The following is an 11,682-nucleotide window of genomic DNA, read 5'->3' as shown; positions in this document are numbered from 1 at the left end:
ACACGATGCGTGAGCCCACGCCGCAGGACAGCGCCCGGGCCCTGACCGGCTGGGCTGCCGAACAGGGCATCGACCCGGCGGAGTTGGAGCGGATCCAGCGCGGTCTCGATCCCGACGACCCGGTACGGTCCCGGGCCGGACACCTGCAATCCCCCGCGATCCTGGTGCCCGGACTGGCCGCCTCGCCCTGGCACGACCCCGACCGGTATCCGTGGGTCGACGCGTTGGAGAGCCGATACCCGCGCATCCGCGACGAGTTCGAGAAGCAGTACGCGAGCGACGGGATCGGCCGACACCCCGAGGAGCGCGAACTCGCCGCGACCGGCGGTTGGAACGCGTACCACTTCCACACCATGGGCACCCCGTTCCCCGAACACCTGGCGCAATGCCCGGCCACGGCCGAGGCGCTGGCGGCGGTGCCCGGGGTGGCCGACGCCGGGATCTGCTACTTCTCGGTGCTGGCGCCGCGAACCCGGGTCAAGCCGCACTGCGGCTTCGTGAACACCCGGATCCGCTGCCACCTCCCCCTGATCGTGCCGCCGGACTGTCGCATGCGGGTGGGCACCGAGACCCGGGCCTGGCGGGAGGGCCGGTGCTCGGTCTTCGACGACTCGTTCGAGCACGAGGTGGCCAACGACTCGGACCGTCCCCGGGCGGTGCTGCTCGTGGATACCTGGCACCCCGACCTGACCGAAATCGAGCGCCGGGCGATGGAGTTCGTGATGCGGATGTGGACGTCCGATGTGGACTGACCCGAGGGCTCCCGGCCCCGCCCCGTCGGCAGGACCGCCGTTGCCGCCGATCCGTCCCGCGTCGACCGCGGCGGACGCGATCCGGGTACCGCCCGCCGAGTTGACCCTGTTCGTCGACTCGGTCTGCCGCCGCATGGGCGCCGGCGGGCAAGTGGCCGGCGAGGTCGCGGAACACCTGGTCGGCGCGAACCTGGCCGGACACGACTCGCACGGCGTGCTGCGACTGCCGCAATACGTCGCCGAGGCGGAGCGCGGCGACCTGATACCGAGCGCCCGGCCGCACGTGCTGCGCCGGCGCCGAGCGAGCGTACTGCTCGACGCGCGCCGCGGGTTCGGCCACTACTCGGCCCGGATGGCCTGCGAGTTGGTGGCCTCCCTGGCCATCGAACACGGCGTCGGGGTGGTGGCCATTCGACACTGCGGCCACATCGGCCGGCTCGGGCACTACTGCGAACTGCTCGCGAACGCCGGTCTGGTCGCACTGCTCACCGTGGGAGCCGCCGGTCCGGGCGTCGGCGTGATGGCGCCCCCCGGCGGCTCCGGACGGTTCCTCGCGGCCAACCCCTGGGCGCTCGGCGTGCCCGGAACCGATCATCCGGTGGTGGTGGACGTGTCGACGGCGCTGCTCGCCGAAGGCAAGATCACCGCCGCCGCGGCGCGCGGCGAGGTCCTGCCGGAGGGGTGTGTCGTGGACGCGGGACGCCGTCCCAGCCGAGACCCGGCCGACTACCTGGCGGGCGGTGCGCTGCTGCCGCTGGGCAGCCCGGTGGCCGCGCACAAGGGCTTCGGCCTGGCCCTGGGTGCGGCACTGCTCGGCGGCCTGGCCGCGATCGGCGACGGTACGCCGACCCTGGCCGGATCGCAGCGCCCGCCCGACTCCACCGGACGCGGTGAGATCGCCGGCGTCTGCCTGATCGCGATCGACCCCGAGGCGTTCGGTGGCCTGGAGCCGTATCGGGCGATGATCGCGGACACCGCCGCGCTGGTCGCCGACGCCGAGGCGGCCGGGGCACACGCGACCGTCCCCGGCGCCCCGGAACATCGCAGCCGCCAGGCCCGCGCGACCGGGATCCCGCTGCCGCGCGCGACCGTGGCCGACCTGATCGCGGTCGGTGCCCGGTTCGACGTCCCGACCAGGCTGCCGCGCCCGGGCGAAGCCGGCGTCGACCCGGGAGCCGCCGACCTCGCCGCGCCCCGGCCGCAACGTCCGTCACGCCGACCCTGAGCACACCGAACGCCCCTGGTGGGCACGGAAGAAAGGAGCGCGGGCATGCCTGCGTGGGTCAACGACAGTCGGCCGTTCCTGGACCGGTGGATCGACGAACAGCACGTGGACCGGTCCCGGTTGACCCGGATCCTGGACGGCCTGGAGGTCAGTTCCTGGCGTGAGCCCGCCGACGAGGACGCGGTGCAGCGCCCGGAGGTCCTGCTCCCCGGACTCACCGCACAACCGTGGTGGGACCGACGGTACTTCCCCTGGATCACCGACCTCGAAGCCGGATTCGGCGCGATCCGCGAGGAGTTCGAGGCAGTCGGCGGGCTGGTCCCCGCCGACGCCGTCCGACACCCCAACTCCGGGAACCTGGCCGAGGCGGGCGAGTGGAACGCGTACTACTTCCACCTGCTCGGCCGCTCCTACCCGGAACACATCGCCCGCTGCCCGCGCACCACCAAGGTGCTGTCCGAGCCGGACGGGGTGGCCGATTCGGGCATGTGCTACTTCTCCATCATGGGCCCGCGCACCCATGTCGCGCCGCACTGCGGCTTCATCAACGCGCGGGTGCGCTGTCACCTGGGCCTGGTGGTGCCCGACGGCGGGCGGATGCGGGTCGCCGACGAGACCCGGACCTGGCGCGAGGGCCGGGCGATCGTCTTCGACGACTCGTTCGAGCACGAGGTGTGGAACGACGCCGACTCGGGCCGGGCCGTACTGCTCTTCGACGTCTGGCACCCGGAGTTGACCACGATCGAAAAACGCGCGCTGGCGTACATGATGACCGTTTGGAAGACCTTCCTGTACGAGGACCACTAGGGATGGGCGACGGGACGGACATCCCCGAGGCGCGGGCGGCGGTGTCCGGGGCGGCGACCGAGGGGCCCTGGCGCACGGCCGGGTGGGCCCTGGTCAAATCCACCGGATTCCCCTACGAGTTGCTGGAGGACCTGCGCGTCCTGGACCCGGCCGATCGACACACGGGCGGGGAGGCCCCGGAGGCCGCCGTCGCGGGCGGGCCGCCCGACGCGGATCCGATCGCCGAATGTGTGCGCCGCCTGCTGCGCACCTGCGCGGATCCGCGGTTCCTGGAGGCCGTGCTGCTCTCCAGTCGAGGTGCCTACGAACGCCTGCACCACTGGCTGCGGACCGACCCCGACCCGAGCCGGCTGCGCTCGGCCGACCGGCGACGGGTGTTGCTGGCCGCGATGTACCTCCAACGGATGTGCGCCAAGAACGAAAGCACCAGCTTCTTCGGCCCGATCGCCTGGGCCCGGATAGACCCCGACGAACCGTTCCGGTTCGACCTCGGGGAGCCGGCCCCGGTCCGGCTGACCACCGCCTGGACCCACTGGGCCGCGCAGGCGATCGCCGACGTGATGAGCGCCGATCCCGAGGTGCTCGCCGAGGTGGCGCCGCGGGTGCCGCCGAATCTGGTCGAGCGGGACGGGCGGCAGTTCGCGGTTCGCTACGACCGTTGGCCGATCACCCTGGACGAACGGGCCGAGCCGCCCCGGACGGCGGCCGAGCGGGCGTTGTTCGCGCGCTGCGACGGGCGGACCACCGCCGCCGAACTGGCCGCGGCCGAGGGCCTGGACCTCGGCCGTACGCTCGATCTGCTGCGAGCGCTGGACCGGCGCGGCTCGGTGCGCTTCGGACTGACCGTCCCGGTCGGCCTGATCGATCCGCTGCGCCCGCTCACCGAGTTCGCCGCACGCCTGTCCGGCCCGGTAGGACGGCGGTGGCGCGGCGTACTGGCCGAACTGGAGTTGCGCCGACGACGGTTTCGCGAGGCACCGTCCCTGGCGGCGCGCCGTGAGGCGTTGTCCGCCGTCGGCCGCACGTTCACCGAGGTGACCGGGGCCGCGGCGGACAAGGACGCGGGTCGGCACTACGCCGACCGGTCGATCCTGGTCGAGGACGGGCGCTTCCCGTGGCCGCGCGTCGACCTCGGCCGCCCGCTGCACCGGTATCTCACCGACGAGGCGCCGGTGCTCCTGGACCTGCTGTTCGAACTGTCGCTGGCCCGGCGGCGACGACTGGTCGCCGAGATCACCCAGTGGTTCGCCGACACGTTCGCCGGGCAAAGCGTGCCGCTGGAAAGCGTGTTGGTCGCCGCCGAGGAGGCCGGGCTCGGCGCGCGGCTGCGCAAGCTCGACGATCGGACCCGGATGGACGGACCCTCGGCGCTCACCGACCGGCTGCGGGCCGGCGCCGACCGGCCCCGGGTGCGGCTCGACATGGACTGGGCGAAGGGAGCCGCGGCCGAGGTCGACTTCGACACGTGGTGCGTGGCGGGCGCCGACCTGTTCGTGGCCGCGCCGGACGAGGCGGCGATCAACGCCGACACCTTCACCGTCGTGGTCGGCGAAGTACACGGCCTGCACGACCAGTTGCTTCAGGGCCTGTGGCCGGCACTGCATCCGGACCGGGCCGGGTTCGAGGCGGAGATCGGCGCCCTGATCGAAGGCCTGACCGACGCACGGATCTGCGATCCGGTCCTGGCACACGGACGCAAGACACTGGCCCGCGCCGAGGTACTGCCCGAGGTGGAGTTCCTGGGCACCAGCCCCCGCCCACCGGGACGGGTCGGCCGCGCGGCCGACCTGCGGGTGCGCCTCGACGGTGGCGAACTGGTCCTGGAGTGCCCGACGTTGGGGCGAATACTGCTGACCAGACCGCCGCTGCCGTCCTGGGGCGACGAGGTCGAGTCGATCTTCACGCCATTCACCGGCGCCCGACTGGTCGGCGCCGAGGACATGTTCCGCGCCCTCGACGACGTCCCGCACCTGCCCCGGCTGACCGTGGGCCGCACCGTCGTGCACCGGGAGACCTGGCGGATTCCCGCGCCGCCGCCGCGATCGTGGAGCGGACTGCACCCGGCCAACCGCACCCGGATGCGTCGGTTGCGCGACCGGTACGGCTTCCCCGACCAGGTCTATGTGCGCTTCGCCGGAGAACCCAAACCGATCTTCGTGGACTTCGAGGTACCGGTGCTGGTCGACCTGTTCTCGCGCCACTACGACCGGGCCCATGGCCCGATCGTGGTCTCGGAGATGTTGCCGGGACCGGCCGACCTGTGGTTGCGCGACCACGCGGGTCGACACACCGCCGAACTCCGGTTCGGCTACTACCGGGGACGGGCGGAGGAGCGGAGCGGATGAATCGCGGACCGACCGGACCAGCCTGCCTGGGGGCGGAGTTCACCCTGCCGACGGCCGGTGCGGGCGAACCCGGGATCGGCGGCACCCCACTCGTGCCGCTGGTAGTGCCCGTGTGCGGCATCGACCGCCGGTTGTGGCTCAAGCTCGAAGGGGCCAACGCGTACGGATCGATCAAGGCCCGTACCGCGCACGCCCTGATCGAACACCTGGAACACAACGGCGGCCTGGAGCCGGGCGGATCGATCGTCGAGTCCACCTCCGGCAACCTGGGCGTCGCACTCGCCGGCATCTGCCGCGCCCGGGGCTATCGGTGCACCCTCGTGGTGGACCGCGACACCCCGCGCCGGAGCATCATCCTGATGGCGGACGCGGGCGCCGACGTGATCCTGGTCGAGCCCACGGCCGCCGGGAACCCGGTCGCCGAACGGCTGCGCATGGTGCGCCGGATCCTCGCCGCCGATCCGCGCATGCGCTGGACCGACCAGTACGGCAGCCCCGCCAACCCCGGCGTGCACGAACGCTGGACCGGGCCCGAACTCGCCCGGGGCATCGGCGCCGTCGGCCCGGACGCGGTGGTCGCGGCGATCTCCACCGGCGGCACCCTGGCGGGCCTGTCCGCCTACTTCCGCCGGGCCCACCCGAACACCACGATCGTCGGCGTGGATGCCGTCGGTTCGGCCGCCATAGGCGGCGCACGCGGCGCGCGTCCGGCCAAGATCCCCGGTTTCGGCTCCGGACGACGCTCGTCGTTCCTGTGCCCGGGCGACTGGGACGTATGCGTGCGGGTCGACGACGAATACGCCGCGCCGGCCTGCCGGGTCGTGCGCGCGGCCACCGGCCTGACCCTGGGCGGCTCCTCCGGCGCCGCGCTCCTGGGCGCGATGGTCGCCGCCCGAGGCGATCCGGAACTGCGCGAGATCGGCGTGATCTGTCCGGATCTGGGCGCCGCGTATCTGAACACGATCTACGCGAGCCGTCGCCCGCCGCCCCTCGAGTCCGAACCGGCCCTGCGCGAGGGCCTGGCCGACCTGGCCGCCGCCCGCAGACGCGGGTGAACCGTTCGGACCCGGGACCACGAGGCCCGGGGCCGGGAGCAGGACGCCCGCCGTGCGGGTGGGAACGGAGAACACGCGGATGCGAAACGGAGCCGAGATGAAACCCCTGCCGCTGGTGTGCCTGCCCTTCGCCGGTGTCGGCGCCTCGATCTTCCGTACCTGGTGGGGGCGCGAAGGACACGGCCTGAGCATCGTGCCGGTGCAACTGCCGGGCCGAGAGGAACTGATCGACGACGAGCCGCACCGCGACATCCGCGCCGCGATCGACGAACTCGCCCCGCGCGTGTTGGCCGCACTGCGGGGTCGTACCGAGATCGCCGTGTTCGGACACAGCATGGGCGCCTTCCTGGGCTACGAGTTGGCGCATCGCCTCATCGACACCGCCGACATCCGCGTCGCGGTCCTGGTGGTCAGCGGCTCGCACGGCCCGTACCAATCGCGCCGGCGACAGGTCACCGGCCTGTCCGACGAGCAATTCCTCGACGGAATCGCGGAGTTCGTCGGATATCGACCGGCCGCGCTGGACGATCCGGAGTTTCGCGAGCTGCTGTTGCCCGTGCTGCGCGCGGACGCCGAGATGCACGAGCGCTACCGGCCGACGGTCGACCGACCGCTGCCCGCGCCCATCCTCGCCGTGCGCGGCAGTGCGGACGACATGGTCTCGGCGCGGGAGATCGGGCAGTGGCAGGCGGTCACCACCACGCCACTGCTCACCGCCGAACTGCCGGGCGGACACATGTATCCCACCGAACAAGCCGACGCGCTGCTGCGGTTGATTGCGGGCACGGTGGGCCAACCGGTGGGTCCGGGCCGATGAGCGCGGCGGAGATCCGGGGCCGCGCGCACGACGACGCCGCGCCGCGACTCGCGGACAGGACGGCCGTGATCACCGGGGCGGGTCGGGGGCTGGGCCGGGCCTGCGCGGTGCGCTACGCCGAGGCGGGCGCGGACCTGCTGCTGCTCGATGTCGCCTCGGACAATCCCGGCGTGCCGTATCCGCTGGCCTCACCGGCCCAACTGGCGGAGACCGCCCGGCAGTGCGCCGACTTCGGCGTCGAGGTGGTCACCGCGGTGGCGGACATCACCGACGCGTCGACGGTGGACCGGGCGGTGGACCTGGCCCTGGACCGGTTCGGCGGCATCGATGTGCTGCTCAACAACGCGGGTATCGCCGCGCCTTCCGGCAAACCGATCCACGAGATCCGCGAGGACGAGTGGCAGTTGATGCTGGACGTCGACCTGAGCGGTGCCTGGCGGCTGATGAAGGCGGTGGCGCCGGTGATGGTCCAACAGCGCGGCGGCAGCATCGTGAACGTCTCCTCGACCGCCGGCATGGTCGGCTACCGCAACTTCGCCGCCTACGTCGCGGCCAAACACGGTCTGATCGGCCTCACCCGCGCGGCGGCGCTCGACTACGCGCCCTACGGGGTGCGGGTCAACGCGCTGTGCCCGGGATCGGTACGCGACGACCCGCTCCTGGAGGGCCGCATGCTCGGCGAGATCGCCCGCTCCCTGGACGTCGCGGCCGACGAACACGAGGCGGCCTTCGTCCAGGCCCAACCGACCAACGCCCTGGTCGAACCGGCGGATGTGGCCGGCGCGGCCCTATGGCTGGCCGGCGACGAGGCCCGCCAGGTCACGGGAAGCCTGCTCGCGGTCGACGGGGGGTTCACGGTCCGATGAGGAACGAGGCCGGGATGCGCGAGACGGAGGGCACAAACACGAACGCGACGGCCGGCGCGGGCGGCGCGCGCCCCAAGCCGAGGATGGCCGTGGCGGGGCCGGCCCCGGCGGGTGCGGGCGCCGGTACGGGTTTCGGCTCGCGGGATGCGGGGCCGCCTTCGGTGGGTTCGGGCGTCGGGTCGGTGGGTGGGGCGTCCTCCCGGGTTGGTGAAGCGCTGCCTCCAGTGGGTGCGAGGTTCGGGCCGGTCGGTGCGGAGCCCGTTCCGGCGGGCGCGGGGCCGGCTTCGGTGGGTTCGGGTTCCGCTGCTCCCGGCCCAGCGGATGTCGGGCCCGGCTCGAGGGGCGGTGCGGGGACGCCGACCACGGCGATGGTGGATGCGGCGGTCGGGTCGACGGCAGCGAACTCGCTTCCCGAGCCGACCGTGTCGGACGCGACGGGGGTCGACCCCGGGCGGACCGCCGTGCAGGCGGCCTCCGCGTCGACGGAGTCCGCCGAGGTCGCCCGTGGTTCGACCGCTGGGGTTGCGGCCGCCGGGTCGACGGTGTCGGACACGGTCCCCGGGTCAGGGGCCGCGGGTGCGGATTTCGGTTCCACGGCCGTGGATGGCTCCGCTGGGTCAGCCGCCTTCGGCGCTGCTGCCGGTTCCACCGCCGTGGGTGTGTCGACCGTGCCTGCCGTTGTCGACGTGACTCCCCGTTCGAGCGCTTCGGGTGCTGCTTACGGTCCTGGTGATGGGGCGGTGTTCGTGCGGGGCGAGGCTGGTGTCTCGGTTTCGGCTGGGCGCCGTCGGGGGCGTTCTGTACGGGAGTTGCAGCTCGGGCGGGGCTGTCACAGTCTTGTGCGGCGGTTGCCGGTGGGGGTGGATGCCGAAACCGTGCGCCTTGGGCTGTGTCGGGTTGCCGAGGCCTGGCCGGGGATGGGGGTCGGGGTCGCGTGGCGGCAGGTGTTGGCCGTGGGCTCGGATCATCCGCTCGCCCGGCGGCGGCGGGAACGCGAGGCGGAGCGGCCGGTGCATCCGGCCGCCGGGCCGCTGCGGGTGTTGGTCCTGGGATATGCCGACGGCGTCGCCGACCTGGTCCTGGTCGCGGAGCGCGCGGCGGTGTCGCCCCACGGGCTGCACCGACTGGCCGAGGTGCTGCTCGGCGGCCCGACTCCGGCCGACCCGATGGCCGGGCCCTCCGTGCCGACGTTCACCGCCGAATTGCCGGAGTTCCGGGCGGACCGCCCCGAGACCGCGCCGGCCTGGGCGCTGGGGGAGCCGAGCGAGGTCGGGCGGATCGGGTGGGCGTCGGTGCCGCTGCCCGCGCTGCCCGGCCTGTACGAGCGGCTGCTCCCGGCGGCCGTGGCGCTCGTGTCGGCCCGGCACGCGGGCGAGCCGTGGCAGCGCTTCGCCGTCCTGGACGTCGCCGCCGAGACCGTGGCCGCCGCGACCCCATACGACCGATGCCGACGACTGGGGCCGCATGTGCACGACGTGCGGGTGGACGAGGACGACACGGTCGGCCGCTACCTGCACCTGATCGCCGCGAGTTGCCCCGGAGTCGGGCCGATCGCGGTCGCGCCGGCGGAACCGGGCCCCGCGCCGCAGACCGCGCTGATCACCGCCGCCGACGGCACGGACGGGTGGGCCGACTACCGCCCGTGCCTGGCCCCGATCGCGCCGCTCACGCTCTACGCCGCGGAGGACCCGGCCGGTACCCCGACGCTGACCTGCCGCCACGACGCGGGACTGGTCGACCCCTCGGTCGCCGAGCGGGTCTGCCGGCACATCGCGCGTGTCGTCCGCGAGTTGCACGCCGCCGCCGACACCGCGCCGCTGGCCACGATCACCTGGTTGAGCACCGTCGAGATCCGGGACACGCTGCGCCTGGGCGGCGTGGACCGGCGGCTCGACCCGGCCCCCGACCGGGCGAACACGATCCACGCCCGCTTCGCCGCGACGGCCGCCGCCCGGCCCGACGCGATCGCCCTCTCCGACGACGACGGCGCCTACACCTTCCGGGAGTTGGCCGCCCGCGCCGACCTGACGGCCCGCGGCCTCCAAGCAGCGGGCGTCGAACCCGGCGACCGCGTGGGCGTGTTCCTGGAGCCGGACGCCGAGGCCGTGGTGGTCCTCCTGGCCGTACTCATCGCCGGCTGCACCTATGTGCCGCTCGACGTACGCCATCCACACGCACGACTGCGGCACACCGCGACGGACGCCGGCCTGCGCCTGGTGATCGGCGACCCGAAGAACTTCCCGACCGAATCGACCGACCCGACCGACCCGACGGACCCGACGGACCCGCCCGACCGGACCGACCGGACCGTCACCGTCCTCGCCCCGGCGACGATTCGCCAACGCGGCACGGAACTCCCCGAGTTCACCGCACCCGCCGTCGGCGAAGCGCATCCCGCCTACGTGATCTACACCTCCGGATCCACCGGGCGCCCGAAGGGCGTCGAGGTGCCGCACGGCAACGTTCTCGCGCTGCTCGACGCGACCCGCGACCTGCTCGCCCCGGGAGTCGACGACGTCTGGACCCTGTTCCACTCCACCGCCTTCGACTTCTCGGTCTGGGAGATCTGGGGCTGCCTGCTGGGCGGCGGCCACCTGGTGGTGGTGTCCTACTGGACGGCCCGCTCGGTCGAGGACTTCTACGATCTGCTCGTCGAGCGGCGCGTGACCGTGCTCAACCAGACGCCGTCGGCCTTCGCCCAACTCCTCGAGGTGGACCGCAGACGGACGGAGGACCTGGCGCTGCGCCTGGTGGTGTTCGGTGGCGAGCCGCTGCACCCGCCGATGGTGCGCCCCTGGTTCGAGCGGCACTCGTACTCGGAGTGCCGGTTGGTGAACATGTACGGCATCACCGAGACGACCGTGCACGTCACCGCCCAGCCGCTGACCCCGACCCGGGCGGCCAACGAGGCGCGGTCCGTGGGCGCGCCGCTGCCGGGCTGGTGGGTGTCGGTGCGCGACCCGAGGGGACGGGTGCTGCCGCCCGGGGTGGCGGGCGAGTTGTGGGTGGGCGGGGCCGGCGTGGCCATCGGCTATCTGGGCCGCCCCGAGCAGACGGCCGAACGATTCGTGGTGGATCCGCACACCGGGCAGCGGGTCTACCGCAGCGGCGACCGGGGGCGGCTGCGCGCGGACGGCCGGATCGATCATCTGGGCCGCCTGGACACCCAGGTGAAGGTGCGCGGCTACCGCATCGAACTGGGCGAGATCGAGGCGGTGTTGCTGGAGCACGCGAGTGTGATCGAGGCGGCGGCGGTGGTCCGGGGGGCGAGCGCCGGCGACGGCGCGGAGGCCCGGATCGACGCGTATCTCGTGCTGGTCGACGGCGGCGACCCGGCGCAGGTGCTGCGCGCCGCGCGGGCGGTGTTGCCGGAATACATGGTGCCGGGTCGAGCCGTCGTGGTGCCGGCCCTGCCGCTGACGGTGAACGGGAAGGTCGACACCGACCGGCTCGCCGCCCTGTCCGCGCCGGACGACGACGCGGTGCCGGCCCCGACCGGCCCGGACCCGATGACGGCCGGCCGACCCGCCGAACCCACTGCGCCCGCCGGATCCGGTACGGCCGGCGAGTCCGCGACGGCCGCAACGGTGTGGGAGATTTGGCGGCGGGTGCTGGGCGCCGACGCCGGGCGGGACGAGGGCTTCTTCGAGGTCGGCGGCAACTCGCTGCTGGCGACACGATTGCTCGCCGAGCTGCGGGCGGCCGGCCTGCCCCGGATCACGGTGCGGCAGTTCTACCGGCACGCCACCGTGCCGCGCCTGGTGGCGTTGTTGACCGAAGGCGCCGGGTGAGCAGGCCCGGCCCGGCGCCGTCGG

At 73.5% G+C, this 11,682-nt stretch carries 8 protein-coding genes; all 8 read left to right on the top strand.

Going from position 1 to position 11,682, the window contains the following annotated elements; translation table 11 throughout:
* The first annotated feature begins 5 nt into the window (after positions 1-5).
* The 8 genes from B4N89_RS30825 (at position 6) to B4N89_RS30790 (ending at position 11,658) form a co-directional block, all read left to right on the top strand.
* Positions 6-752 (top strand): aspartyl/asparaginyl beta-hydroxylase domain-containing protein, encoded by a 747-nt coding sequence (locus B4N89_RS30825; RefSeq protein WP_078979776.1) that lies wholly within the window; start codon positions 6-8, stop codon positions 750-752.
* A gap of 40 nt (positions 753-792) precedes the next feature.
* Positions 793-1,977, top strand: a complete 1,185-nt coding sequence (locus B4N89_RS30820) for an Ldh family oxidoreductase (protein WP_161500882.1) — start codon at positions 793-795, stop codon at positions 1,975-1,977.
* A 45-nt stretch (positions 1,978-2,022) separates the two neighbouring features.
* Complete coding sequence (locus B4N89_RS30815) at positions 2,023-2,784, top strand: aspartyl/asparaginyl beta-hydroxylase domain-containing protein (RefSeq protein ID WP_078979774.1); 762 nt, start codon at positions 2,023-2,025, stop codon at positions 2,782-2,784.
* A 2-nt stretch (positions 2,785-2,786) separates the two neighbouring features.
* Entirely contained in the window at positions 2,787-5,129 is a 2,343-nt protein-coding gene (locus tag B4N89_RS30810; protein ID WP_078979773.1) for a lantibiotic dehydratase, read from the top strand.
* Positions 5,126-6,184: a pyridoxal-phosphate dependent enzyme gene (locus B4N89_RS30805; RefSeq protein WP_078979772.1), complete on the top strand. Its 1,059-nt coding sequence runs from the start codon at positions 5,126-5,128 to the stop codon at positions 6,182-6,184. Before B4N89_RS30810 ends, B4N89_RS30805 begins: the two co-directional genes overlap by 4 nt.
* Positions 6,185-6,281: 97 nt before the next feature.
* On the top strand, positions 6,282-7,001 hold the full coding sequence (locus B4N89_RS30800) for a thioesterase II family protein (RefSeq protein ID WP_078979771.1): 720 nt from the start codon (positions 6,282-6,284) through the stop codon (positions 6,999-7,001).
* Entirely contained in the window at positions 6,998-7,867 is an 870-nt protein-coding gene (locus tag B4N89_RS30795) for an SDR family oxidoreductase (RefSeq protein ID WP_078979770.1), read from the top strand. The genes B4N89_RS30800 and B4N89_RS30795 overlap by 4 nt, the downstream gene beginning before the upstream one ends.
* A gap of 953 nt (positions 7,868-8,820) precedes the next feature.
* Positions 8,821-11,658: a non-ribosomal peptide synthetase gene (locus B4N89_RS30790; protein WP_143658149.1), complete on the top strand. Its 2,838-nt coding sequence runs from the start codon at positions 8,821-8,823 to the stop codon at positions 11,656-11,658.
* Positions 11,659-11,682 lie beyond the last annotated feature (24 nt).

The organism is Embleya scabrispora (assembly GCF_002024165.1).
Taxonomy (GTDB): domain Bacteria; phylum Actinomycetota; class Actinomycetes; order Streptomycetales; family Streptomycetaceae; genus Embleya; species Embleya scabrispora_A.
This window is presented reverse-complemented; position numbering and strand designations above follow the sequence as displayed.